Consider the following 23,744-nt stretch of genomic DNA (forward strand, 5'->3'; position numbering starts at 1 on the left):
TACAGGGTTGGGCGGTAATAAGTGGCTTTATAAAAGCCACTTATTAAATTAGTTAAATGCGTAACTCACCGTGAATCCAGCGCTGTAATTACGACCGGGCGCAGACTCGAAATAACGGCCATTACTCTCGTTCACAATCACCGACCCCACGTAATGCCTGTCAAACAGGTTATCGACCCGCCCAAACAGATCCAGCGTCCACGCGTCCAGTTTCCATTTATAGCCACTGTTCAGTGCGGCCACCGTGTAGGAGGGGGTGTTAACGCTGTTTTGATCTTCAGCGGCAATCTGGCTCAGGTAGCGCACTTCACTTCCCGCATAGAAGCCCTCTTCGGGCAGGTAGCCCAGGCCTGCGTAGGCCATGTTGCGGGCAATACCCGGAATGCGGTTGCCGTCACAGCTGTCACTGCCGCAGGCGTTGCTGCGATAGCGCGCATCCAGCAGGGTGTAAGCCATCTTCAGCCGCCAGTCCCAGGCAAACTGCTGGTCCAGGCTCAGCTCAAGACCGCGACGGCGTGTCTGACCGGCGTTTTTATAGGTGGTACGACCGCCGCTGCTGGCATCTGCCACAATCTCATCGCGGGTGTCAGTCTGGAACAGCGCCGCGCTCAGCAGGCCATTGCCGATACGTTTTTTGGTGCCTGCCTCCAGCGTGTCGCTGGTGGCGGGTTTCAGTCCCAGGTTCAGGCCGGTCGCATTATCCGAACGATAGGAAAGCTCATTGATGGTCGGGGTTTCAAAGCCGCGCCCGGCAGAGATCCACACGTTCCAGCCGGGATCAACGGCATACTTCAGCGCCGCCGCGGGCAGCCACTTGTGATAGCGCGCATTCCCGCTGTCGTCGCCGTTGCCGGGACGAATGTAGAAGTCATTCGAGTCAAAGTTGACGGTGCTAAAGCGCACGCCCGCATCGAGCGAAAGCTTATCCGTCAGTTGCCAGGCGGTCTGCAGGTAGGGATCGAGCGTCCACATCAGGTTGCGCTCGTTGCGTCGCAGATTGCCCTGTTCGCCCAGGTGCGTAACGCCATCACTGACGGTGAAGTTCTCGTAGCCCTTACGGCGCTCGCTCATGGTTTCATAGTCGAGGCCACCGGTCAGCGCTACCGGAATGGACAGCAGGGTATCGCGATGAGTCCAGCGGGTGTCTGCACCCTGATAATGGCGGGTCAGGGCGATCACGCCACCGGGATGGGAAGGTTTAAGCTGCACGGCGGCGGGAATCGACTGGAACTGGGTCGTTTCGCGCATGCCCGCATAGAGCATGACGCTGAGGTCGTCATTTTCACTCATCTGGCGCTGATAGCGCAGACCGCCCTGGGTCTGATCGACCGTTTTGCGGGTGTTATAGAGCGAGACATTGTTCACCACCTGACGCGGATTGTCGCGCCACTGTGCCGCGGTCAGGCCGCCCGGGTCCTGTGCGTCGATGTGAACGCTGTTAAACAGCAGCGTCAGGGTACTGACATCATCAATGCGCACGCCGAGTCTGGCGTTTCCGAGGTTTTTCTGGGCGGAGCTGTGGTCGCGATAGCCGTGGGTGGTAAAGCGGGAGGCAGAAACGGTGTAGTTCACATCGCCGGCATGCGTGCCATCACCGGTCGCGCCGCTGGCTTTGACACTGTTGCGCCAGCTGCCGTAACTGCCGTACCAGCTGCCGGCTTCCAGCGTCGCCGGCTGCTGCCCCTGCTGTGTTGTGACGTTGATGACCCCGCCTGACGCATTGCCATAGAGTGCTGAGAAGGGGCCGCGCAGCACTTCAACATGGTCAACCGAGCCGATATCAATATTTGAGGTCTGTGACTGCCCATCCGGCATGGTCGCCGGAATGCCATCCACATAAATGCGCAGGCCGCGCACGCCATAGGTGGAACGGGAGCCAAAGCCGCGCATCGAAATCTGCAGGTCCTGGGCGTAATTCTGCCGGTTCTGGATCTGCAGACCGGGCACGCTGCTGAGGTTTTCCGACAGGTTCACGCGCGGGGCGGCCTGGCGCATATCGTCGCCGCTGACCACGCTCAGAGCCGCGGGGGTATCGAGTTCGTTGAGTCCCTGTTCTGACGGTGCGGCGGTGACGACCAGGGTCGCGTCGTTATCCGCCGCCAGCAGCGGCAGCGGCAGCATGGCGGGCAACATGACCAGCGTCATCTGACGCAGAGAAATTATTTTCATTATAAGTCGCCTGGAAAAGAGAAGAGGTATTGAACCAGATGGAACAATTGTCGCGTATGGTAAGGGTTTGCCCGGTTGGGGTACACCGTTTCGGGCTGGATTTTTTCTCTGTTTACCGCCAGGCTGAAACGCAACTTTACTGGTCACGGGCATCCACCGTTGTGGGGTGCCGTCAGATAACTCAAGGGAGTCAGCATGAAACAACCTGAAGTGGCGGTTCTGGGATTAGGCGCAATGGGGCACGCATTTGCCGCTAATCTGCTGAAGAAGGGCTTTACGGTGCATGGCTGGAATCGCACCCGCGCACGCGGCGAAGATTTGCTGGACGCGGGGTTGCAGCTGGCTGACTCGCCGGACGAGGCGGTGCGGCAGGCGGATGTCGTGATCGCCATGCTGGCGGACGGTGATACCACTGAGCAGGTGCTGCATCAGGTTAAGGAAGCCCTTAAACAGGGTGCAACGCTGTGCCAGATGGGCACCATCGGGGTGGAAAAAACGGACGCGCTGATCGCCTTTTTTGCAGAGGCCCGTCCCGATCTGCTGTTTATTGATGCGCCGGTTTCCGGCACCAAGGCACCGGCCGAAAACGCGCAGATTCTGGTGCTCGCCAGTGGCGAACAGAGCCGGGCGCAGGCGGCAGAAGCGGTGTTTGCCGCCATCGGTAAAGGTACGCAGTGGCTGGGCGAAGCGGGTAAAAGCAGCCGTATGAAGCTGGTGATCAACAGCTGGCTGATTGGCATGATGCAGAGCCTGGCAGAGAGTACCCAGCTGGCAGCGCAGTTCGGCTTCTCCACCGACGATCTCTGGCAGGTGCTGGAGGGCGGTCCGCTCGCGGCCCCTTATGCAAAAATGAAGCTGGAGATGATGGCCCGCGATGACTACACCCCGCAGATGCATCTGGTCTGGGCGCTGAAGGATGCCCGACTGGCGCTGGATGCCGCAGAAACGCCGCTGCCGGCGCTGGAGAATATTTCCCGGCTCTGGCAGCAGGCGGTTGATGAAGGACACGGTGAAGAGGATCTGGCGGTGATCTACCGCTATCTGAAGGCGCAATGAGCCAGCAGCCGGTTGACTTCAGCCATCGTCCGCTGGTGCCGCTGGCGCACGACTACCTGCACGGTGCCAGTGAGCCCTGGCACCACCATACCTGCGCACAGCTGATCCACACGCTGAGCGGCGTGGTGCGGGTGGAAACGGAGTATGGCAGCTGGATCGTGCCACCCAGCCGCGGCGTCTGGCTGCCCGCGTTTACCCGTCATGCGTTGCAGATTACCGGCAGCGTGGCGGCGCGCACGCTGTTTATCGATCCGCTGGCACGCGCCGATCTGCCCGCCAGCTGTCAGGTGGTGCAGATTTCGCCGTTGCTGCGTGAGCTGATTGTTACCGCACTCGCGCTGCCGGTGCATTACGAAGCAGGCAGCCGGGCTGAGCGGGTAATGGAGTTGATTCTGGATGAAATTCGCGGCATGGATGTGCTGCCGTTTGCGCTGCCGACGCCACACAGCGCCCGGCTTCAGGCGCTGTGTGAGCGGATCCAGCAGACCCCCGGCGAAAACTGGACGCTACTGCGCGCCAGTACCCACCTTAACGTCTCGGGCCGGACGCTGGCCCGCCATTTTATGCGCGAAACCGGATTGCAGTTCAGCGACTGGGTGCGACGCGCCCGGCTGGCGATCGCCCTGACGCGACTGGCGCAGGGCGATGCGGTGCTGCGGGTGGCGCTGGAGCTGGGCTATGAAAGCCCCAGCGCCTTCAGTGCGATGTTTCGTCGTCTGCTGGGCGTGTCGCCGACGGACTACTTTCCGCCGCCAGAAAGCAGCCCGCCGCGCTGAGCAGTGCCTGCAGGGCCGCACGGGTCGTGTCATTGTCGATGCTCACACCCCAGGCCCGCACCCCTCGCGCATCCACACAGCTGATATAGGCCACGGAACGGCTGTCACTGCGCCGCCCCAGCGTATGTTCATGATAATCCTCAATGGTCAGATGAAGATCGAACGCACCCGCGAGGGCATTGACCGCCGCCGACAGCCAGCCATTGCCCCGGCCGGTGAGCGTCACGGGACGCTCCTGACAGCGGACGCTGGCGCGCATCTGCGTCTGTCCGGCGCTGTCGCTCTGGCTGTCAGCCTGCTCCAGGGTGATTGCAGGCTGCGTCACACCATAGCGGCGGCAAAAGAGCTGCCACAGCGCGTAGTGCGTCATCTCTCCACCGTGCCGGTCTGTCTCCTGCTGCACACAGCGGCTGAAATCCTGCTGCAGGGCACGCGGCAGCTGTAAACCGTGATTCTGTTCCAGCAGCCAGGCGGCTCCGCTTTTGCCTGACTGGCTGTTGACACGGATCACCGCCTCATAGCTGCAGCCGATGTCGGCCGGGTCAAGGGGCAGGTAGGGCATCTGCCACAGCGTTTCCTGCTGTTCGGCGCGAATGGCGAACCCTTTTTTGATCGCGTCCTGATGCGAACCGGAGAAGGCGGTGAAGACCAGTTCCCCCGCGTAGGGATGGCGGGGATGCACCGGCAACTGGTTGCAGCGGGTCACCACCTCAATCACCTCCTGCATTTTGCTGAAGTCGAGCTGCGGCGAAACGCCCTGCGTGTAGAGATTCAGCGCCAGCGTGACCAGATCGACATTGCCGGTGCGCTCGCCGTTGCCAAACAGGCAGCCTTCAACCCGGTCAGCGCCTGCCAGCAGAGCCAGCTCCGCGCAGGCGACGCCGGTGCCGCGATCGTTATGCGGATGGACGCTGATACAGACGGCATCGCGGCGGCTGAAGTGGCGGCAGAAATACTCGATCTGATCGGCATAGACATTCGGCGTATTCACCTCCACCGTGGCGGGCAGGTTGATGATCATCGGCCGCGTGACATCAGGCTGCCAGACATCCGCCACCGCCTCGCAAATCTCCAGAACGAACGCCGGTTCGGTGAAACAGAACGTCTCGGGTGAATATTGAAAGGTCCAGTGGGTTACCGGCTGCGCCTCGCATCCGGCGCGGATCTGCCGCGCGCCTGCGGTGGCGAGGGCGATAATCTCCGCTTTGCTCTGTTTAAAAACCCGTTCGCGAAACAGCGGCGCAGTGGCGTTATAGAGATGCACAATGGCGCGCGGTACCCCCAGCAGCGATTCGAAGGTGCGGGCGATTAGATCGGCGCGCGCCTGTGTCAGCACCTGCAGCGTTACATCCTGCGGAATGCGCTGCTGTTCAATCAGATCGCGAACGAAATCAAAATCTGTCTGCGATGCTGAGGGAAAGGCGACCTCGATCTCCCGGAAACCGCAGCGCAGCAGCAGATCCCAGAAGGCCATTTTGCGCTCGCGATCCATCGGCTCCGCCAGCGCCTGATTGCCATCGCGCAGATCGGTAGAGAGCCAGCGCGGTGCCTGAGTGAGCTGGCGTGAAGGCCACTGACGATCGGGCAGCGACATCAGCGGGGCGGGACGGTATTTATCAGCGGGTTGCGTCAGCATAGGGTTCTCCTTGTTTTTTATCAGTCTGCCGCCAGCGCCTCTCCGCCGCGCGCGCAATGCTGACAACCTGATGCGCAAAAGTGACAACACACAGCAAGGTGAATATGCAAGCAGCGCTGTTCCGCCTGAAGACGAAGAAGGCTGAAAAGGGAAGGCTCTGAGTTGATGTCAGATAGGTGAGCAACAGGCGCTGTAGTCAAAGACGATGCCTACAGCGTGGGCTGGTAAGATTACGTCGTGATCAGTGTCGTTCTCACCTGAGGACAATCAGAGTCAGAACAGCGAGCGCTGTGCCGAGATAGCAGATTCCTGCAAACATCCACAGACGCACTAACGAGATCATCCAGCGGCTGACAGTGAGGCTGTTTTCGCCGAAAAAGGAGTAAGCAGGACTCTCCTTGCTGAGGGAGGCTATTGGTTTATTCCTGCTGAGATTAATGAAAAATCTGCACACCTGATAGGCGCCAAAAAAACCGGCCATGTGATAGAACGAACAGGGTGGCGGAAACTGATATTTCTCCAGGAACAGGGAAATGAGTCTGTCATACGCTTTTCTGTTAAAAGCGTACAGAAAGAAAGAGACGAAAATCAGAAAGCTACCAGCCAGGCCAGAAATCAGCCCCGCTCTTGAGATATAAAACTCTGTCACCTGTTGACCCCAGTAAATAATCCACTTCAGACCGGCGCACAAGAAATATTCTCTGCACTATATCCTGAAATATTCAGGACAACACCCTGCGTGCGCTCCGGTTTGATGAATCTGCCGGGCGGGGGTAGCATGATCGCCTGTTTCTCCGGGTGAACACTTATGCTGATTTTTGACGGTCACAACGACCTGCTGCTTAACCTCTGGCTGCACCATCGCGATGCGCCTGTGCAGGCGTTTTATCAGGGTATTGAACGGGGCCACCTCGATTTCCCGCGCATTCAGCAGGGCGGCTTTGGCGGCGGGCTGTTTGCGATTTTTGTGCCGCCACAGGAGTACATTGCCCGCACCGTGCCAGCCCGTGCCGGTGAACCCTGGCAACCGCTTGAGATCATGTGGCAGCAGCTGCAGATCCTGCAGCAACTGGCCGATGAATCAGGGGGCCGGGCGCGTCTCTGCCGCAGCGTGGAGGAGATTGCAGAGTGCCGGGCGGCGGGTGTGCTGGCGATGGTGGCGCATATCGAAGGGGCCGATGCGCTGGATGAAGAGGGCGAACAGCTGCACGCCTTCTGGCAGGCGGGGGTGCGCAGCATCGGGCCGTTCTGGAATCTGCCTAACCGCTTTGGTCAGGGCGTCAGCGGCAGCTTCCCCGGCTCGCCCGATACCGGGCCGGGGCTGACCCCGGCCGGTGAACGGCTGATCCAGCAGGCCAGCGCGCTCAATATGATGATCGACGTCTCTCACATGAATGAAAAGGCCTTCCAGGATACTGCCCGGATCGCCGCTGCGCCGCTGGTCGCCAGCCACTCTAACGCGCATGCCCTCTGCCCGCAGCCGCGCAATCTCACGGATGCGCAGCTGATGGCGATCCGTGACAGCGGGGGGCTGGTCGGCATCAACTTCGGCAACGCGTTTCTGCGGGCCGACGGTAAACGCGACGCCGACACGCCATTAACAGAAATTGTTAAGCATTGTGATCACCTGTTGAGGATAATGGGCAGCGACCATGTGGCCTTTGGCTCCGATTTCGACGGCATCACCCCTCCGGATGCGCTGGGGGATGTCAGCGGGATGCCGCGTCTGCTCGCGGCTTTCCGGGAAGCGGGCTATGATCAGACACTGACAGAGAAGCTGGCATGGGGAAACTGGCAGCGGGTTTTACGTCTGACCGGGCTGTGATAACAATTTCCTTACGTCCGGACTTGATCCCGACGCGCCATTGGCGCACCATCTGCCTGGAAATTGTGACAGTGCTCTCATTTAATCGCTGTCACGCTGATTCCAGGCAGCTAAATTACTGTTAATAAAGAGGATATAAATTATGTGGAAAAAACCAACCTTCGTTGATCTGCGTCTCGGTCTGGAAGTGACTCTCTACATCTCCAACCGTTAATCGTTATGCCCGCCTTCTGAGCGGGCATTTTTTCAACTTCTGGTTTTCCTCTATGTTTATCAAAATCCTCGGTTCGGCCGCGGGTGGCGGGTTTCCGCAGTGGAACTGCAACTGCGCCAACTGCCACGGCGTGCGAAACGGCACGATTCAGGCCAGCATGCGTACACAGTCGTCGATTATCCTCAGCGATAACGGCGAGGACTGGGTGCTGTGTAATGCCTCTCCCGATATCAGTCAACAGATCCTGCATACGCCCGAGCTGACCCGCAAAGGGGTACTGCGCGGCACCGCGATAGGTGCCATTATCCTGACCGACAGTCAGATCGATCACACCACCGGGCTTCTCAGCCTGCGTGAAGGCTGTCCGCATCAGGTATGGTGCACCCCTGAGGTGCATGCCGACCTCAGCACCGGCTTCCCCATCTTTCCGATGCTCAGCCACTGGAACGGCGGCTTACAGCACCGGCCCATTGCGCCACTGACGCCGTTCAGCGTTGATGTCTGTCGCGATCTGGTGTTTACCGCGATTCCGATCATCAGCAACGCGCCGCCATACTCGCCCTATCGCGATCGGCCGCTGCCGGGTCACAACGTGGCGCTGTTTATCGAAAACCGCGCCAGCGGCCAGACGCTGCTCTATGCACCCGGTCTGGGAGAGCCTGATGACGTCATCCTGCCATGGCTGCACAAGGCAGACTGCCTGCTGATTGACGGCACCGTCTGGCAGGATGATGAGCTGCTCGCCACCGGCGTAGGCCACAACACCGGCAAGGCGATGGGCCATCTGGCACTGGCAGAAGAGCAGGGGCTGATGGCGCTGCTGGCGTCGCTGCCGGCAAAACGCAAAATTCTGATCCACATTAACAACACCAATCCGATCCTTAACGAGCAGTCACCCCAGCGTCAGTTTCTGACAGAGCAGGGCATCGAGGTGAGCTGGGACGGAATGGCGATCCACCTTCAGGGCTAAATCATGCAGATCACCGAAACGCTGTCGCCACAGGCTTTTGAACAGGCTCTGCGCGACAAGGGTGCGTACTACCACATTTATCACCCCTATCACATTGCGATGCACAACGGTCAGGCGACCCGCGAGCAGATTCAGGGCTGGGTGGCCAACCGCTTCTATTACCAGACCACCATTCCGCTGAAAGATGCGGCGATCATGGCGAACTGTCCCGATCCGGCTACCCGGCGCAAATGGGTGCAGCGCATCCTTGACCATGACGGCAGTAATGGCGAAGAGGGCGGCATCGAAGCCTGGCTGCGGCTGGGCGAGGCCGTCGGTCTGACGCGTGAGGAACTGCTGTCGGAGCAACACGTGCTGCCCGGCGTGCGTTTTGCGGTGGATGCCTACATTAACTTTGCCCGCCGCGCTAACTGGCAGGAGGCCGCGTGCAGTTCACTGACCGAGCTGTTCGCGCCGCAGATCCATCAGTCGCGGCTCGACAGCTGGCCACAGCACTATCCATGGATCAAAGAAGAGGGCTACTTCTACTTCCGCAGCCGCCTGGGTCAGGCGAACCGCGATGTGGAACATGGCCTGGCGCTGGCGCTGGACTTTTTCACCACCGCAGAGAGCCAGAACCGCATGCTGGAAATTTTGCAGTTTAAGCTCGATATTTTATGGAGCATGCTGGATGCGATGACCATGGCTTACGAGCTGAAACGTCCGCCTTACCACACCGTCACTGACAAGGCGGCGTGGCACACCACCCGACTGGTATAACAGATGAATGAGAACTCGATTGCCGTGTTTCGTCGCGGCTACCGCATGCAGTGGGAAGCCGCCCAGGAGAGCCACGTCGTGCTCTATCCGGAAGGAATGGCGAAACTGAATGAAACCGCCGCCGCCATTCTTGAGCTGGTGGATGGCAAACAGGATATCGCCGCGATTATCGCGACGCTCGACAGCCGTTTCCCGGAAGCGGGCGGCGTGGGTGCAGACGTTTTAGAGTTCCTGCAGTCAGCCTATGAACAGAAGTGGATACAGTTCCGTGACCCCGCATAAACCTGGCGTAAATCCGCCGCTCTGGCTGCTGGCCGAGCTGACCTATCGCTGCCCGCTGCAGTGTCCTTACTGCTCGAATCCGCTCGACTTTGCGCAGCAGGAGAAGGAGCTGACGACGGCGCAGTGGATTGAGGTGTTTCGCCAGGCGCGCGCCATGGGCAGCGTGCAGCTCGGTTTTTCCGGCGGCGAGCCGCTGACCCGCAAAGATCTGCCGGAGCTGATTAAGGCCGCGCGCGATCTCGGCTTCTATACCAACCTCATTACTTCCGGCATCGGCCTGACAGAGAAAAAGCTGGATGCCTTCAGCGAGGCGGGTCTGGACCATATCCAGATCAGCTTCCAGGCGAGTGATGAAACCCTGAATGCCGCGCTGGCAGGCTCGAAAAAGGCGTTTCAGCAGAAGCTGGAGATGGCGAAGGCGGTGAAGGCCCACGGCTATCCGATGGTGCTTAACTTCGTGCTGCATCGCCACAACATCGATCAGATCGATAAAATTATCGACCTCTGCATCGAGCTGGAAGCGGATGACGTCGAGCTGGCGACCTGTCAGTTCTACGGCTGGGCGCAGCTGAACCGCGAGGGCCTGCTGCCTACCCGTGAGCAGATCGCGCAGGCGGAAGCGGTGGTAAACCGTTACCGTGAGCGCATGAGCGACAGCGGCAGCCTGACCAATCTGCTGTTTGTGACCCCGGACTATTACGAAGAGCGGCCCAAGCCCTGCATGGGCGGCTGGGGTGCCATCTTCCTCAGCGTCACGCCGGAAGGCACCGCGCTGCCGTGTCACAGTGCGCGCCAGCTGCCGGTGGAGTTTCCGTCGGTGCTGACGCAGAGTCTGGACGATATCTGGTACAACTCGTTCGGTTTTAACCGCTATCGCGGTTTCGACTGGATGCCAGAGCCGTGCCGCTCCTGTGACGAGAAAGAGAAAGACTTCGGCGGCTGTCGCTGCCAGGCGTATATGCTGACCGGCAACGCCGACAACGCCGATCCGGTCTGCAGCAAATCACCGCATCATGGCAAAATCCTTGAGGCCCGCCGCGAGGCGGATTGCAGCGACATCAGGATTGGTCAGCTGCAGTTCCGCAACCGCAGCAACTCACAGCTGATCTACAAAACCCGGAACCTCTGATGATAACGCGCGGCCTGACGATCAATGGCCTGACGATTGAGCTGGTGCATCACGCCGACGCCAGCCAGGCCGCGGCGCTGATTCAGGTGGCGGCAGGCAGCCACGACGAGCCTGACCGCTGGCCGGGCCTGGCGCATCTGCTTGAGCATCTGCTCTTCACCGGCAGCACCGGCTGGCCTGATGAGGGGCGGCTGATGAGCTGGATCCAGGCGCAGGGTGGCAGGGTTAATGCCACCACGCAGGCCCGCCGCAGCGCCTTCTTCTTTGAGGTTACGCCGTCGCTGCTGGCTGACGGGCTGCTGCGATTGCAGGATATGATTGCCCATCCGCTGCTCGACAATCAGGCGATCGGGCAGGAAGTGGCAGTGATCGACGCAGAGTATCAGCTGTTACAGCGCCATCAGCCGACACGCACGGAGGCGGCACTGCTGCACGCCGCCACATCACCCCCCGCATTCCGCCGCTTCCAGGCAGGAAGTCGCGCCACCTTTGGCGATGATCTCCCCGCTCTGCAGCGGGCGCTGCGCCAGTTCCACCAGCGCTATTACGTTTCCGGCAATATGCGGCTCTGGCTGCAGGGACCGCAGACGCTGGATGAGCTGGAGCAGCTGGCGCGGGATTTTGCCGCCGGGCTGCCGTCCGGTCACGCGCAGCAGGATCTGTCGCCGCCCGGACTGACAGGTGAGGCTGTCTGGCAGCTGGCGGAGGGCGCACCCGCGGCGCTGTGGCGCAGCTGGCTGCTGAACAGTAGTGACGGTGTCACGTTATGGCGTGAGTTTCTGCTCGATGAAGCGCCCGGTTCACTGCTGGCGACGCTGCGCGAGCGGAAGCTGGCGGAGGCGCTGGATCTGCAATGGATCTATCAGGCCGATGACGCGCACTGGCTGGCCCTGAAGGTGGATACCGACCAGCCTGAGCTGACAGACAGCGTGATCGATGACTATCTGGCCGCGCTGCGCCAGACCACTGAATCGCAGCATCAGCACTATCAGCGGCTGGCACAGCAGCGTTTTGCCGCGCTCGCGCCGCTGGATCAGTTACGCCAGCGCGCCTTCGGCTTTGCGCCGGATGAGGCAGAGTCTGCGTTGCCGCTGCTGCTGGCGTCGCTCTGCCGCGCGCCGCAAAGCTGGCTGATCTGCTCGCCGCAACCGGCGGCGGAGAATCTGGTCACGCAGGGATTCAGCCTGGCGCTCTCCCCACGGAATGCGTTTCCCCGCACGAAGCCATCCCCGGCCTCATTCACCTTCTATCCGCTCAGCAGCGCCGCCACCGCTGAACCGCTGCCTGCCACAGCGGTAGACTTACCGCATCATCAGCCTGACGACGGGGACGCTACGCTGATCCTGCGCCCGGAGTTCTGGACAACCTTTACGCCGGAGAGGGGCCTGGCGCTGGAAAAACGGCTGCGTCCGCTGTTTGCCGCGCTGCGCCATCAGGGCGGTCATGGGCGCTGGCAGGAAGTGGAGGGGGTGTGGCAACTGACGCTGCAGCTGCCGCCGGATGCGGCGGTGGCCGACAGGGCGCTCAGCCTGATGGTGCCTGCTCTCACGCCGCCTGCCGAATCCGGGCCGACTCCGCCTGTGGAGAGCATCGCCATTCGTGCGCTGCTGCAGCAGTTACCCTATGAGCTGGCGGTAAACGTTGCGCCCGGCAGCTGGCGGGCGGCACTGAAAGGGGGCAACGCGGCGCTGCACGCCCTGATCGCCCGACGGCTGAGTGCGCTGTCGCTGCCGGTCAACCCGGCCACGCCGCCGACGCGCATGACGCCCCGGACCGGTCTGACGCGTCTGCCCCATGCCAGCACCGATAATGCGCTGCTGCTCTTTATCCCGCTGCAGCAGAGTGAACAGCTGGCTGCGCTGCGGGCGCTGGCCCTGATCTACGAGCCGCGCTTTTTCCAGCGCTATCGGGTCGAACAGCCGGTGGGCTACGTGGTCAGCAGCCGCTATCTGCGCTGCGCCGACGAAGACGGGGTGCTGTTTGCGCTGCAGTCACCCGACTACAGCGCGCTCTCCCTGCTGCGCTACTGCCGCAACTTCCTGCGCTCGCTGACGCCGACGCTGGCCGAGTGCGATCTGGTGGCACTGAAAACCCGCCTGCTCAGCAGAGAAAGCGATCAGCCGCTGGCACGGCTGCGTCAGGAGAATGGCCTGGCCGAACCCGATGCGGCGCAGATCCAGGCGCTGGATCTCAGGGATCTGCAGCAGCTGCATCGCACGCTGATGCAGGATCGCCGCCGCTGGCGGGTGCTGTTCACGGACGGAGAGCGGACGCAGGCCTGGCAGAGAGTTGCTGAATTTATTTGAAAATTACCGACAAATCTCTTCACTGTCTAAAACGGGAAATTTGCACCACACTTAGTGCACTTTTGTCCGCATAAGGAATTGACCGTGAAGAACTTCAAACGTATTGCACTGCCCCTGTTAGCCGCTGCGACCCTGTATGCTCCCCTGTCCCAGGCTGAGGCGATGCACTACCAGCTGAACCCTGAGCATACGTCTGTTATCGTTGCCTGGAACCACTTCGGCTTCTCCAACCCGACCGCGGATATCCCGGATGCCACCGGTACGCTGGTGTTTGACAAAGATCATCCGGAAGCTTCACGCGTTGACGTGACCCTGCCGGTCAGCAAAATCGACAGCCACGTTGCGGCACTGACGAAAGAATTCAAAGGCGCGGACTATTTCGATACCGCGAAATACCCGACGGCCACCTTCCACAGCACCAAAGTGGTCGCGAAAGGCGACAACAAATTTGATGTTGAAGGTAACCTGACCCTGAAAGGGATCACCAAACCGGTTACGCTGCACGCTACGCTGAACAAGCAGGGCGAACATCCGATGGTGAAGAAGCAGGCGATTGGTTTTGATGCCACCGGCACCATCAAACGTTCTGACTTCAAACTGGATAAATATGTGCCAGCGGTCAGCGACGAGGTCACCCTGACCCTGTCTACCGAAGCCTACGCGAAGTAACAGGCCGGCGGCGCAGCCCGTGCGGCTGCGCCACGTTTCTCACGCTGTCAGCCAGCCCTGCAGGCTCTCCAGCGTGACAGAAGCCCCGCCACAGACGATAACCAGCACCTTCTCTTCCGGCTTAAAGCTAATCTTCCCGTCATAGAGCATCGACAGCGACACGCCACAGGCAGGTTCTGTCAGAACACGATGATCGTCCAGAAAGCGGCGACAGGCGTTCACGGCTTCATCATCGGTCACCACCATTCCCCGGACGTCTGAACGGCGCGCCACCGTAAACGCATTTTCACACACCTGGCTGGCCGCCAGCGTCGTGGCAATTCCGCTGACGCTCTCCAGCGTGACCCGCTCGCCCGCCTTCAGCGCGGCGTTAAGGGAGGCGGTTCCCTCTGTTTCCACCGCATAAACCGGAATATGGCCGAGCTGATGTTTTTCCAGTCCCTGCATCACGCCGGAGAGCAGGCTGCCACCGCCTGTCGACAGGATGACGGCATCCGGACGCAGCCCTTCGTCGATCACTTCATCCACCAGCTTACTGATGCCGTCCCACAGCAGCGGGTTGTCAAAGGGGTGAATATAGATATTCTCCGCTGTCGCCAGCGACAGGGCATACGCATTCGCTTCACTCCAGACCCTGCCGTGGACGATGAGCCTGGCGCCTTCCTGTTCAATAAGCTGTCTGGCGCGCGCCGAGGTGGTTTCAGGCACCACCACAGTGACCGGCAGCCCCAGCCGGCGGCCACTGTGGGCCACGGCAATACCCGCATTGCCGCCGGAGGAGCTGATAAAGGCTTTTGCGCCCTGCGCGGCGTAATGGCGGCAGATGTGGGCCGCACTCCGGAGCTTAAATGATCCGGTCGGCTGCGCTGATTCCATTTTCAGCCAGACATGGCTCCCGCTGTGCTGACTGAGTGGCAGGGAGTAAATGAGCGGGGTGCGGATAGTGATTTCCATGCGTCTTATCCTGGTCAAAGGCGTTGATGACAAACCGGCTGACTGTCAGGCCGGGGGTGCGGGAGAGCAGCGTCGGACAGAGGAGGCCTCCGCCTCGCCGAAGACAAGGCGCACGATTCTCCTTACAAATCATCATGCTTCTGCTGCATTTTCTGTCGGCTTTATTCGTTATACAGAAGAGTGTTACCTGTTCGCAACAGCGATGCTGAATCTGATTAACATGACGATGCGCAGGGGATATCGGTATCCCTTTATCCGCCGGCCGGCGGCGAAACCGGGAAAAATGAGGTGAAAGTCACAAATTCGCAACATCACTGTCTCGCCTGATTCCGCCTTTTTCCGCCGTTCTCCCCATCCCGCCAGCCCGCACGCTAACCCGATGATTTATATCGATTCGTCTCAGGCGTAATAAGTCGGAATAGCGTGACTCACATCACAAATCATGCGCCTCACAACCCGCTGTCAATATTCCGGCCAGTGAAAAACCGCTCATAAATGTGACCTCACCTGCAAAGTGCAACTCCGCTTACCGGAAGAATGACCCTCAGCAGATTCAGCCAGCGAGGAGAGGGTGATGCGGATTGGAATGGTCATCAGTGGCGGCGATGTCACCGGGATTAATAATTTTGTTTTCCAGATTGGCCGTCTGACCCAGGCCGGGATGGTGATATTTGACGGCGGCATTCCCGGCCTGCTGGCCAATAACCACCGTGAAATCAGCCAGCGCGATCTGCTGGACTTCTCCATCGCCGCGATTCCGATCATTCAGTCGGGACGCACCGAAAAAAAACTGGTGCAGAGCGAGTACGAGCTGATTGCACGCCAGCTGAAAAACGCCCGGATTGACGTATTGATTCTGGCGGGCGGTGACGGATCGCTGCAGTTTCTTCACACGCTCTCACAGAGCGGTGTGAACTGCTTTGGTGTCGGCATGACCATCGACAACGATGTTTTCGGCAGTGATTACACTCTGGGCTTTTCCACCGCCTGCGAGCAGGTCTTAAAAGAGGTGGCGAAGCTGCGTAATACCGGGCGCGCCTTACCGGGCCGGGTATTTATGGTGGAGCTGCTCGGCGGCTACTGCGGTGAATTGACCCTGCAGTCCGCGATTAAAGCCAACGCGGACATTGCGCTGATCCCGGAGTGCCAGATCCCGGTGCCGCAGCTGGCGCAGCGCATTACCCGGCGGCTGGAACAGCAGAACAGCGTGGTGATTCTCTGTTCAGAAGGTTACACCCGGGAATATTCGCCCGGTTTTCAGGGCGCTATCGACACCTTAATCAAACAGCTTGAACCCCTGATTGGCGTTCGGATCCGTAAAACCATTCTCGGTTACGGACTGCGTAATGGTGACCCCACCTGCGAAGAGATTTATCAGGGCACCATTATGGCCAGTGAGGTGGTGCGTTGTATTCAGTCAGGCATGCGGAATAAAGCGGTCATTATTAACGGCAGCAATAAACCGATCCCGATTGATTTAATAAGCATGCAAAAACGCCTGGTCGATATTGACGGGCACTATTACAAACTCGCTAAACAACTCAACATCGTGTGAGGAGAAGAACATGCTGAAAATATTATGTGTCTGTGGTTGTGGATTAGGCTCCAGTTTTGCCATTGAGATGAGCGCAAAGGCCGTTTTAAAAAAACTGGAAATTGAAGCCGATATCGATCACACCACCATTTCAGAAGCGAATGCGTTTAAGTCAGATATGATCCTGACGCAAAAAGCCTTTGCCGATGTATTAAATGCGGATGCCACACCAGAGCAGATTAAACGGGTCATTATTCTTAACCGGCTCACCGATAAAGCGGAAATAGAGCAGAAGATCCTGGCCTTTTTAAAAGAACGCAACCTGAAGGTCGCCGCCCATGAATAGTGTGATTGATTTTCTGGTCAAAGATCTGCTGGGACAGGCATCGATTCTGATCGCCTTTATTGCCCTTATCGGTCTGCTGCTGCAAAAAAAATCGGCAGGGAAGGTGATGGAAGGCACCTTTAAAACCCTGCTCGGATTTTTAATTATGATGGCGGGTATCAATATTATCGTCGGCACGCTGACCTTCCTGAATACCATCTTTACCCACGGCTTCGGCATGCGCGGCTATATCACCGATGTGGCCGCCATTGCCGGGCTGGCAAACCGTGAGCTGGGGTCGGAAGTGGCGCTGACGCTGCTGGCGATCTTTATCGTCAATATCATCATCGCGCGCCTGACGCCCTTTAAGTACATCTTCCTGACGGGACAGGCGCTGCTCTGGATGGCGACGATCGGCGCCGTCATCGGTTACAAAGCGGGACTGACCGGCCTGCCGCTGATCCTGACCGGCGGCATCTTCGGCGGCATCATGGCGGTCATCATGCCTGCGCTGGCGCAGCCGGTGGTGCGGCGCATTACCGAGTCGGATGATGTCGCGCTGGGTCACTTCTGCACCATTGGCTATCTGGTCACGGCTGCGGTCGCCAGAGTGGTCGGCAAAGGCTCCCGCTCAACCGAAGATCTGAAGCTGCCGGATAACTTTAAGTTTCTGCAGGACACCTATCTGTCGATGGCGCTGGTGATGGTGCCGATGTATCTGATCCCCGCCCTGGCCGCCGGCCCGGCCTTCATCGCACAGTACAGCAACGGCATGAACTACCTGATGTACGCCTTTATGCAGTCGATTCAGTTTGTTGCCGGGGTGTTTGTGCTCTACAGCGGCGTTCGCCTGCTGCTAAACGAACTGGTGCCTGCGTTCCGCGGTATCGCCATGCGCGTGGTGCCGGATGCGAAACCGGCGCTGGACTGTCCGGTGATGTTTCCTTACGCCCCTAATGCGGTGATTGTCGGCTTCCTCGCCACCACGCTCGGCTCCATCGTCGGCATGCTTCTCTTCCCGATGATGGGTCTGGCGATGATCCTGCCGGGTCTGCTGACCAACTTCTTTGCCGGGGGCACCGCCGGGGTCTTTGGTAACGCCATGGGCGGGCGGCGCGGCGCGATGATCGGCGGCTTTGTTCACGGCCTCTTTATCACGTTCCTGCCCGCCATCCTGGTGCCGATGCTGGAAAGCTACGGCTTTACCGGCGTGACCTTCAGCGATTCCGACGTCATCAGTACCGGACTGGTACTCGGCCACGCTTTCCAGAACAACTGGCTGTTCGTCGCCCTGTTTATTGCCTTTGTTACCGCGCTTGCCTGGTTTGTTAATGGCAAATCCACCCGACCTCACGAGGAAAAAATCCATGAAACTTTATAATTTCGCCGACCTGCTTCAGCTGGCTAAACAGCGTGACTTTAAAGCGGTGGGATCTTTCAATCTGCACTGTCTGGAGATGCTGCCCGCCTATTTTAAAGCGGCAGAGAAAACCAGCAGCCCGTTAATGATCCAGATCTCCACCGGTACGGCGAAATATCTCGGCCATAAGCTGCTGGTCGACGCCATTAAATCGCTGTCAGAGAGCACCGGCGTGCCGACGTGTCTGCATCTCGATCACTGCTCGGATCTGACGGCTATTCAGACGGCGATCGACGCCGGCTTCAGCTCTGTCATGTATGACGGCTCTCATCTGCCGATTGAGGAGAATATTGCCAACACCCGTCGGGTGATCGATATGGCGCGACCGCACAACGTCTCGGTCGAGGCGGAGCTGGGGGCGATTGGTGGCTCGGAGGATGGCAAAAGCCTGGAGATGGAGGCGATTGCGTTTACGCCGGTGGAGGATGCGCGTCGCTTCGTGGAGGAAACCGGCGTCGATATGCTGGCGATCTCCATCGGCACCGTGCACGGGCTTTACACCGGCAAGGCGCACATTCAGCATCAGCGGCTGGCCGATATTACGGCGGCCACCCGCACGCCGCTGGTTCTGCACGGCGGCACCGGGGTCAGTGACGAAGATATGCGGCTGGCGGTGAGCAGCGGGATTGAAAAGGTCAACGTCGGAACGGAAATGAACGTTCAGTGGGTGGCACAGTGCAAATCGACCTTTGAAAAAGGCAAGGTCAATGACAGCGTGCGTAACTTCCTGGTGCCGGCAAATGACGCGGTGACCAATGTGCTGGTGGAGAAGATGCAGTTATTCCGCTGATCGGCGGATCGGTTATCAGTCAGTCGTAACGTTTTTATTTTCATGCCTTAACTGAACCCCTGAAATAATCCGGGGCAGGAGAGCCTATGTTTGGATTTCTGAAAAAGTCATCGGCGGGTGAACCGGTCAGCCCGCAGCAGCAGGACCATCTGGCGGAACTCAGCCGCGGCAAAATAACGCAGCTGGAGCAGCAGCTGGCTATTAATCCGCGCGATGGCGCAACGCAAAAAGAATTAATGCTGGAATATAACCGGGCGTTAAGCTTATTTGCGAAAAGCCCTCGCTACCGCAATGAAATCGATGCGCTGTTTGTCAAAATAGATGAATTGCGCAATGTGGTTCGCCAGTCGATCTGAGGAGAGCGGATGACCATTAAGCAGTTATTACAGGAGGCCGACGCCATTCAGACCGGCATTGACGCCACGGACTGGCGTCAGGTTATCGCCCTGGCCGCGGCTCCGCTGGTCAGCGGCGGCTATCTTCACGCCTCCTATCCGGAGGCGGTGATTGCCAATACGCTGACGCATGGCGCGTACTATGTCTTTGAGGAGGGCATTGCCATTCCTCATGCGCGACCGGAAGCGGGGGTGATCCGCGACTGTTTCAGTCTGATCCTGCTGAAGGAACCGATCTCCTTTGCGGGCAGTGATAAGGCGGACATTGTGATCATGTTTGGTGCGCGCGACAGTAACGCGCACATCGAAGAGGGGATCCGGGCCATTGTGTCGCTGCTGGAGGATGAGGAGACGCTGGTCAGGTTACGTCAGGCCAGCAGCGCAGCGGAGGTCATCGATATTTTATGACGCTGACAAATACGGTAAAACGGGTGGTGCTGGTGAACGGCATCCCGGCGTCGGGTAAAAGTACCCTGACGCAGGCGCTTTCTCACCATTTTGGCTGGCCGGTGCTGACGCTCGACGCGCTCAAAGAGCCGTTTATGCGCTGCTTTACCCCGGTCGACCGCGCGCGAAACCGGCAGCTGGGCTGCGCGGCCTACCAGGCGATCTGGAACATCGTTGGTCAGGCACCGGCCAGTCAGATCTGGCTGATCGACGCCTGGTTCGGGTTTCAGCCGCGTGCGCTGCTGGAGCAGGGGCTGAAACAGGCCGGCGTGGAGGAGGCGCTTGAGCTGTGGCTGAAGATCGATCCGGAGGTGGCGGTGGCGCGCTATCAGGCACGGCTGTCGCAGCGGCTGCCGGGACATCCCGGTGCCGAGTATCTGCCGGAGCTGCGCCAGCTGGCGCGTCAGGCCAGGCCGATGGCGCTGGGGCCGGTCTGTGAGACTGACGCCTGCGCCCGGGACGACACGGCCGTTATTCACTGGCTGCAACATCAGCTGACCAGAACCCGCTACACTTCAGCTCATCATGAGCGACGTGAAGAGCGGCAGGATGACATCACCCCCCTATCTGCAAACCGGTGAAAGCGCCGTGCTCTATGACGGCGTCTGTAAGCTGTGTAACGGCTGGGTTCAGTTTCTGCTGCGCCACCGGCTGGCGCGGCAGGTTCGTTTTGCCTCGGTGCAGAGCGAGCAGGGCAAGGCGCTGCTGCGCTGGGCCGGACTGCCGGAAGAGAAGATCAGCACCATTGTCTACATTAAAGGTGACCAGCACTGGCTGCGGGCGCAGGCGGTATTCCGCGTTATGCAGCATCTCCCTCTGCCGTGGCGCGGGCTGGCGGTGCTGCGTCACTTCCCCGACACCCTCAGTAACTTTGCCTATGACCGCATCGCGTTAAACCGCTACAGGCTGTTTGGCCGTTACAGCAGCCAGCATGCGATTGTCCCCGATTATCCCGGACGTTTTCTGCATCAGGTTGATGCCCCGCGCTGAAGTGTGAAAGGTGGCTGTGGGCGGCAGTGAGATCAATGATATCCTTGGGGTTATTGTTGCTGCCCATGACCACAGCACGCCTGTGCTGCCAGACAACGGATAGAGGGATGCATGCCGGTTAACTTCGATCTCAACGATCTCTACGCGTTTCGCGCGCTGGTGGAGTTTGGTAACTTTCGCCTGGCGGCGGAATCGATCTGTCTCTCCCAGTCGGCGCTGAGCCGCCGGATCGATAAACTGGAAACCACACTGGGGATCAAACTGTTTGAGCGCACCACGCGCCGCGTAACGCTGACGCTGAAAGGGCATGCGTTTGCGCAGCGCTCAGACAAGCTGCTGACAGACTTCGAAGAGGTGATGGCCGATCTCAGTGAGGTCAGCCTGGCCCGCACCGGGCTGATTACGGTCGCCTGCGTGCCGTCAGCGGCCTACTACTTCATGCCCAATATCATCCGGCTGTTTCAGGTGCGCTACCCCAGAGTGCGGGTGAAACTGATCGACAGCAGTGCGGCCAATGTCTATGACGCGGTGATTGGCGGGCAGGCGGATTTCGGCATCAGCTTCTCCAGCCGTTCGCAGCCGGATGTCCATTTTCAGCCGCTGAGGGAGGACCCTTACGTGGCGGCCTGTCGGCGCGATCATCCGATTGCCGGAAAAAAGAGTCTGAGCTGGCAGGCGTTTTATCAGTATGAGTGGATTGGGCTGGATAAGACTTCGGGTAATCGCAATCTGCTGGATCAGGCATTACAGGCGATCGTGCCGGAGAAGCCCTGTGTCTGCGAAACCCGGCACGTCACGACCATGCTGGGAATGGTTGAGGCGGGGCTCGGCATTGCTGCCGTCCCCGCCATGTCGATGCCGGGTTACGATCACGCCCTGCTGACGGGCGTGCCGTTAACCGACCCGGAGGTGAAACGCACCATCGGCCTGCTGCGCAAAAATGGCCGGATGCTGTCGCATATCGCGGGCGAACTGGAAAACCTGATTACTGAACAGTATCAGCTTCTCTGACCGGTTTTGAGGCCGTCACGCTGTGCAGTCCGCTGGCCAGCACGGCCTTCTGGTTTTCCGGCGACGCGAGCCAGTGCAGCAGCTTACTCGCCTCATCCGGCTGCCCGGAGGTGCGCACCACGGCACCGGCAAAGCGGGTGGTGTATTGCAGCTTCGCCGGCAGCTCCCCAATAAAGGTGACGCCTGGCACGGGCAGTAACTCACTCACCTGCTGAAACCCGATACTGTATTTCCCGGCCGCCACCTCTGACGCCACCGGAATGCGCTCAACCTTCACGGCTTTATTCCTGACCTGATCCTCAATACCCAGCCGGCTGAAAAGCTGGCTGCTGACATATTTGCCGCTGGCGCTGTCGGAATAGGCGATGGAACCGGCCTTCAGCAGGGTGGCGCGGAGTTCACTTTCGCTGCCGATTTTAACCGGCGTCGCCCCCTGCCTGATGACCGCGCCGATGCGCGAGTCGGCGAGTTCTACCCGTGAACCCGGCAGCGTCTCACCCTTTTTCTCCAGTCCGGTCAGCGCGTCGCCGACCATAATCACCACATCGGCCGGTTCACCGCGCGCCAGTCGCGCCGGGATCGCCTGTGGGGTCTTGCCCATCGACGGACCGGCAACCGTATTGATGGTAATCCCTTCCTGCCGGGCGAAGCGGGGCGAGAGGGTATCCCAGGCCGCTTTAAACCCGCCGGAGATCATCACCGTCAGTTCTTTGGCCTGCGCACCGGCACTGCCCAGCAACAGGGGGATTAACAGTAAAGCAGATTTCATTCTCAGTTCCTCAGCTAAAGGTCTTACCGGCGTGGGATAACGCACGGCTGGTAAGGCGATAGAGGTAGAGGGTGGCCAGCAGGGCGCAGACAGCCGCAAAGCTCATCCAGTAGCCGGGCGACGCTTTATCGCCGGTCAGCTCAATCAGGCCGGTGGACATCACCGGGGTAAAGCCGCCGAACAGGGCAGTCGCCAGGCTGTAGGCCAGTGAAAAGCCCGCGACGCGCACTTCAGCCGGCATGATTTCGGTCAGGGCCGGGATCATCGCACCGTTGTAGAGACCGTAGATCATCGAAAGCCACAGCAGCACGCCCAGCATCATTGAGAAGCCCGGGGCCGCCGCCAGCAGGCTCAGCGCCGGATAGCTGGTCGCCATCGCCAGCAGGGTCATCGCCACCAGGATCGGCTTACGGCCAAAGCGGTCGGAGAGCGCGCCGCCGATAGGCAACCAGATAAAGTTCGATACCGCCACCAGTAACGTTACCAGCAGGCTGTCAGAGGCGCTGAGCAGCAGCACTTTCTTGCCAAAGGTCGGGGCGTAAACCGTGATCAGGTAAAACGCGGTGGTGGTCATCGCGACCATCAGCATGCCGGCAATCACGACCTGCCAGTTAGCGAGCAGAATACGGAACACCTGCTTCACTTCGGGATGGCTGCGACGATTGTTGAACTCCTGCGTCTCTTCCAGCTTGCGGCGCAGCACGAAAATAAACGGCACGATCAGACAGCCAAACAGGAAGGGAATACGCCAGCCCCACTCGCGGATTTCACTTTCTGCCAGTACGGCGTTGAGGATAAAGCCCATCGCGGCAGCGACCATAATGGCTACCTGCTGGCTGCCTGACTGCCAGCTGGTGTAGAAGCCTTTGCGGCCCGGCGTGGCGATCTCGGCCAGATAGACCGACACACCACCCAGCTCCGCACCGGCCGAGAAGCCCTGCAACAGGCGGCCGATCAGCACCAGCAGCGGCGCCCACAGGCCAATGCTCTGGTAGGAGGGGATCAGCACGATCAGAAAGGTGCCCGCCGCCATAATGGAGAGCGTAACGATCAGTCCCTTACGACGGCCGACCTTATCGATGTAGGCTCCCAGCACGACCGCGCCGATAGGGCGCATCAGGAAACCGGCCCCAAAGACGGCAAAGGTCATCATGAGGGAGGCGAACTCACTGCTGGCCGGAAAGAAGGTGTGAGCGATATAGGTGGCATAGAAACCGAACAGGAAGAAATCGAACTGTTCGAGGAAGTTGCCAGAGGTCACACGGAAAATTGCGCCAATCCTGGCGCGGTGAGTCATGGGTGAGGTGGTCTGCATCAG

At 59.5% G+C, this 23,744-nt stretch carries 25 protein-coding genes; 19 read left to right on the forward strand and 6 right to left on the reverse strand.

Features of this window, described 5'->3' with window-relative positions; all coding sequences use genetic code 11:
* Positions 1–48: 48 nt before the first annotated feature.
* Complete coding sequence (pqqU, locus tag AC1V0D_RS05335; RefSeq protein WP_325953012.1) at positions 49–2,169, reverse strand: TonB-dependent receptor PqqU; 2,121 nt, start codon at positions 2,167–2,169, stop codon at positions 49–51.
* A gap of 195 nt (positions 2,170–2,364) precedes the next feature.
* Here pqqU and AC1V0D_RS05340 point away from each other — a divergent pair, with 195 nt between their 5' ends.
* Positions 2,365–3,225 (forward strand): NAD(P)-dependent oxidoreductase, encoded by an 861-nt coding sequence (locus tag AC1V0D_RS05340; protein WP_325953014.1) that lies wholly within the window; start codon positions 2,365–2,367, stop codon positions 3,223–3,225.
* Positions 3,222–4,001, forward strand: a complete 780-nt coding sequence (locus AC1V0D_RS05345; protein WP_058958239.1) for an AraC family transcriptional regulator — start codon at positions 3,222–3,224, stop codon at positions 3,999–4,001. The genes AC1V0D_RS05340 and AC1V0D_RS05345 overlap by 4 nt, the downstream gene beginning before the upstream one ends.
* Here AC1V0D_RS05345 and leuA read toward each other — a convergent pair.
* Entirely contained in the window at positions 3,922–5,637 is a 1,716-nt protein-coding gene (leuA, locus tag AC1V0D_RS05350; protein ID WP_482907076.1) for a 2-isopropylmalate synthase, read from the reverse strand. The genes AC1V0D_RS05345 and leuA overlap by 80 nt on opposite strands.
* Positions 5,638–5,890: 253 nt before the next feature.
* Entirely contained in the window at positions 5,891–6,286 is a 396-nt protein-coding gene (locus AC1V0D_RS05355) for a hypothetical protein (protein ID WP_482907077.1), read from the reverse strand.
* 159 nt (positions 6,287–6,445) lie between these two features.
* Between AC1V0D_RS05355 and AC1V0D_RS05360 the strand changes: the two genes are divergently transcribed.
* The 8 genes from AC1V0D_RS05360 (at position 6,446) to AC1V0D_RS05395 (ending at position 13,791) form a co-directional block, all read left to right on the forward strand.
* A complete protein-coding gene (locus tag AC1V0D_RS05360; protein ID WP_265135896.1) occupies positions 6,446–7,462 on the forward strand; it encodes a dipeptidase in 1,017 nt (338 codons plus the stop codon).
* 142 nt (positions 7,463–7,604) lie between these two features.
* Positions 7,605–7,676: a pyrroloquinoline quinone precursor peptide PqqA gene (pqqA, locus tag AC1V0D_RS05365; protein ID WP_009090272.1), complete on the forward strand. Its 72-nt coding sequence runs from the start codon at positions 7,605–7,607 to the stop codon at positions 7,674–7,676.
* A 52-nt stretch (positions 7,677–7,728) separates the two neighbouring features.
* Complete coding sequence (pqqB, locus tag AC1V0D_RS05370; RefSeq protein ID WP_140028520.1) at positions 7,729–8,646, forward strand: pyrroloquinoline quinone biosynthesis protein PqqB; 918 nt, start codon at positions 7,729–7,731, stop codon at positions 8,644–8,646.
* 3 nt (positions 8,647–8,649) lie between these two features.
* Positions 8,650–9,405, forward strand: a complete 756-nt coding sequence (gene pqqC / locus AC1V0D_RS05375) for a pyrroloquinoline-quinone synthase PqqC (RefSeq protein WP_009090267.1) — start codon at positions 8,650–8,652, stop codon at positions 9,403–9,405.
* A 3-nt stretch (positions 9,406–9,408) separates the two neighbouring features.
* Entirely contained in the window at positions 9,409–9,687 is a 279-nt protein-coding gene (gene pqqD / locus AC1V0D_RS05380; protein WP_111208444.1) for a pyrroloquinoline quinone biosynthesis peptide chaperone PqqD, read from the forward strand.
* Positions 9,650–10,816 (forward strand): pyrroloquinoline quinone biosynthesis protein PqqE, encoded by a 1,167-nt coding sequence (gene pqqE, locus AC1V0D_RS05385; protein ID WP_167430856.1) that lies wholly within the window; start codon positions 9,650–9,652, stop codon positions 10,814–10,816. The genes pqqD and pqqE overlap by 38 nt, the downstream gene beginning before the upstream one ends.
* Positions 10,816–13,122, forward strand: a complete 2,307-nt coding sequence (gene pqqF, locus AC1V0D_RS05390) for a pyrroloquinoline quinone biosynthesis protein PqqF (RefSeq protein ID WP_482907078.1) — start codon at positions 10,816–10,818, stop codon at positions 13,120–13,122. The genes pqqE and pqqF overlap by 1 nt, the downstream gene beginning before the upstream one ends.
* 84 nt (positions 13,123–13,206) lie before the next feature.
* A complete protein-coding gene (locus AC1V0D_RS05395; protein WP_046101799.1) occupies positions 13,207–13,791 on the forward strand; it encodes a YceI family protein in 585 nt (194 codons plus the stop codon).
* 39 nt (positions 13,792–13,830) lie between these two features.
* Here AC1V0D_RS05395 and AC1V0D_RS05400 read toward each other — a convergent pair whose 3' ends face one another.
* Positions 13,831–14,745: a pyridoxal-phosphate dependent enzyme gene (locus AC1V0D_RS05400; protein ID WP_482907079.1), complete on the reverse strand. Its 915-nt coding sequence runs from the start codon at positions 14,743–14,745 to the stop codon at positions 13,831–13,833.
* A gap of 574 nt (positions 14,746–15,319) precedes the next feature.
* Between AC1V0D_RS05400 and AC1V0D_RS05405 the strand changes: the two genes are divergently transcribed.
* From AC1V0D_RS05405 to psrA, 9 genes are all read left to right on the forward strand, one after another.
* Positions 15,320–16,300, forward strand: a complete 981-nt coding sequence (locus AC1V0D_RS05405) for a 6-phosphofructokinase (protein WP_154928352.1) — start codon at positions 15,320–15,322, stop codon at positions 16,298–16,300.
* A gap of 10 nt (positions 16,301–16,310) precedes the next feature.
* Positions 16,311–16,625 (forward strand): PTS sugar transporter subunit IIB, encoded by a 315-nt coding sequence (locus AC1V0D_RS05410; protein ID WP_009090254.1) that lies wholly within the window; start codon positions 16,311–16,313, stop codon positions 16,623–16,625.
* Positions 16,618–17,985 carry a PTS sugar transporter subunit IIC gene (locus AC1V0D_RS05415; protein WP_009090252.1) on the forward strand — a complete coding sequence of 456 codons (1,368 nt, stop codon included), beginning with the start codon at positions 16,618–16,620 and terminating at the stop codon, positions 17,983–17,985. The genes AC1V0D_RS05410 and AC1V0D_RS05415 overlap by 8 nt, the downstream gene beginning before the upstream one ends.
* The gene (locus AC1V0D_RS05420) at positions 17,972–18,814 is read left to right on the forward strand and encodes a class II fructose-bisphosphate aldolase (RefSeq protein ID WP_009090250.1); all 843 of its coding nucleotides are present in this window, start codon (positions 17,972–17,974) and stop codon (positions 18,812–18,814) included. The genes AC1V0D_RS05415 and AC1V0D_RS05420 overlap by 14 nt, the downstream gene beginning before the upstream one ends.
* A gap of 86 nt (positions 18,815–18,900) precedes the next feature.
* Positions 18,901–19,170 carry a hypothetical protein gene (locus AC1V0D_RS05425; RefSeq protein ID WP_140925328.1) on the forward strand — a complete coding sequence of 90 codons (270 nt, stop codon included), beginning with the start codon at positions 18,901–18,903 and terminating at the stop codon, positions 19,168–19,170.
* Between the two features lie 9 nt (positions 19,171–19,179).
* The gene (locus AC1V0D_RS05430) at positions 19,180–19,617 is read left to right on the forward strand and encodes a PTS sugar transporter subunit IIA (protein ID WP_046101806.1); all 438 of its coding nucleotides are present in this window, start codon (positions 19,180–19,182) and stop codon (positions 19,615–19,617) included.
* Positions 19,614–20,237 carry a P-loop nucleotide/nucleoside kinase family protein gene (locus AC1V0D_RS05435; RefSeq protein ID WP_046101807.1) on the forward strand — a complete coding sequence of 208 codons (624 nt, stop codon included), beginning with the start codon at positions 19,614–19,616 and terminating at the stop codon, positions 20,235–20,237. Before AC1V0D_RS05430 ends, AC1V0D_RS05435 begins: the two co-directional genes overlap by 4 nt.
* Positions 20,206–20,646, forward strand: a complete 441-nt coding sequence (locus tag AC1V0D_RS05440; RefSeq protein ID WP_046101808.1) for a thiol-disulfide oxidoreductase DCC family protein — start codon at positions 20,206–20,208, stop codon at positions 20,644–20,646. The genes AC1V0D_RS05435 and AC1V0D_RS05440 overlap by 32 nt, the downstream gene beginning before the upstream one ends.
* Positions 20,647–20,757: 111 nt before the next feature.
* The gene (gene psrA, locus AC1V0D_RS05445; protein WP_009090241.1) at positions 20,758–21,657 is read left to right on the forward strand and encodes an L-proline-binding transcription factor PsrA; all 900 of its coding nucleotides are present in this window, start codon (positions 20,758–20,760) and stop codon (positions 21,655–21,657) included.
* Here the strand turns inward: psrA and AC1V0D_RS05450 are convergent.
* Positions 21,632–22,426: a substrate-binding domain-containing protein gene (locus AC1V0D_RS05450; RefSeq protein WP_154928156.1), complete on the reverse strand. Its 795-nt coding sequence runs from the start codon at positions 22,424–22,426 to the stop codon at positions 21,632–21,634. The genes psrA and AC1V0D_RS05450 overlap by 26 nt on opposite strands.
* 10 nt (positions 22,427–22,436) lie before the next feature.
* Positions 22,437–23,744 carry a tricarballylate/proton symporter TcuC gene (tcuC, locus tag AC1V0D_RS05455; protein ID WP_482907402.1) on the reverse strand — a complete coding sequence of 436 codons (1,308 nt, stop codon included), beginning with the start codon at positions 23,742–23,744 and terminating at the stop codon, positions 22,437–22,439.

Source organism: Pantoea sp. PA1, from assembly GCF_056856975.1.

Excerpts from the sequence above, each read along its gene's own strand:
- pqqU (WP_325953012.1), bottom strand. The coding sequence starts at position 2,169 with ATGAAAATAATTTCTCTGCGTCAGATGACGCTGGTCATGTTGCCCGCC.
- AC1V0D_RS05340 (WP_325953014.1), top strand. The coding sequence starts at position 2,365 with ATGAAACAACCTGAAGTGGCGGTTCTGGGATTAGGCGCAATGGGGCAC.
- AC1V0D_RS05345 (WP_058958239.1), top strand. The coding sequence starts at position 3,222 with ATGAGCCAGCAGCCGGTTGACTTCAGCCATCGTCCGCTGGTGCCGCTG.
- leuA (WP_482907076.1), bottom strand. The coding sequence starts at position 5,637 with ATGCTGACGCAACCCGCTGATAAATACCGTCCCGCCCCGCTGATGTCG.
- AC1V0D_RS05360 (WP_265135896.1), top strand. The coding sequence starts at position 6,446 with ATGCTGATTTTTGACGGTCACAACGACCTGCTGCTTAACCTCTGGCTG.
- pqqB (WP_140028520.1), top strand. The coding sequence starts at position 7,729 with ATGTTTATCAAAATCCTCGGTTCGGCCGCGGGTGGCGGGTTTCCGCAG.
- pqqC (WP_009090267.1), top strand. The coding sequence starts at position 8,650 with ATGCAGATCACCGAAACGCTGTCGCCACAGGCTTTTGAACAGGCTCTG.
- pqqD (WP_111208444.1), top strand. The coding sequence starts at position 9,409 with ATGAATGAGAACTCGATTGCCGTGTTTCGTCGCGGCTACCGCATGCAG.
- pqqE (WP_167430856.1), top strand. The coding sequence starts at position 9,650 with ATGAACAGAAGTGGATACAGTTCCGTGACCCCGCATAAACCTGGCGTA.
- pqqF (WP_482907078.1), top strand. The coding sequence starts at position 10,816 with ATGATAACGCGCGGCCTGACGATCAATGGCCTGACGATTGAGCTGGTG.
- AC1V0D_RS05400 (WP_482907079.1), bottom strand. The coding sequence starts at position 14,745 with ATGGAAATCACTATCCGCACCCCGCTCATTTACTCCCTGCCACTCAGT.
- AC1V0D_RS05405 (WP_154928352.1), top strand. The coding sequence starts at position 15,320 with ATGCGGATTGGAATGGTCATCAGTGGCGGCGATGTCACCGGGATTAAT.
- AC1V0D_RS05410 (WP_009090254.1), top strand. The coding sequence starts at position 16,311 with ATGCTGAAAATATTATGTGTCTGTGGTTGTGGATTAGGCTCCAGTTTT.
- AC1V0D_RS05415 (WP_009090252.1), top strand. The coding sequence starts at position 16,618 with ATGAATAGTGTGATTGATTTTCTGGTCAAAGATCTGCTGGGACAGGCA.
- AC1V0D_RS05420 (WP_009090250.1), top strand. The coding sequence starts at position 17,972 with ATGAAACTTTATAATTTCGCCGACCTGCTTCAGCTGGCTAAACAGCGT.
- AC1V0D_RS05425 (WP_140925328.1), top strand. The coding sequence starts at position 18,901 with ATGTTTGGATTTCTGAAAAAGTCATCGGCGGGTGAACCGGTCAGCCCG.
- AC1V0D_RS05430 (WP_046101806.1), top strand. The coding sequence starts at position 19,180 with ATGACCATTAAGCAGTTATTACAGGAGGCCGACGCCATTCAGACCGGC.
- AC1V0D_RS05435 (WP_046101807.1), top strand. The coding sequence starts at position 19,614 with ATGACGCTGACAAATACGGTAAAACGGGTGGTGCTGGTGAACGGCATC.
- AC1V0D_RS05440 (WP_046101808.1), top strand. The coding sequence starts at position 20,206 with ATGACATCACCCCCCTATCTGCAAACCGGTGAAAGCGCCGTGCTCTAT.
- psrA (WP_009090241.1), top strand. The coding sequence starts at position 20,758 with ATGCCGGTTAACTTCGATCTCAACGATCTCTACGCGTTTCGCGCGCTG.
- AC1V0D_RS05450 (WP_154928156.1), bottom strand. The coding sequence starts at position 22,426 with ATGAAATCTGCTTTACTGTTAATCCCCCTGTTGCTGGGCAGTGCCGGT.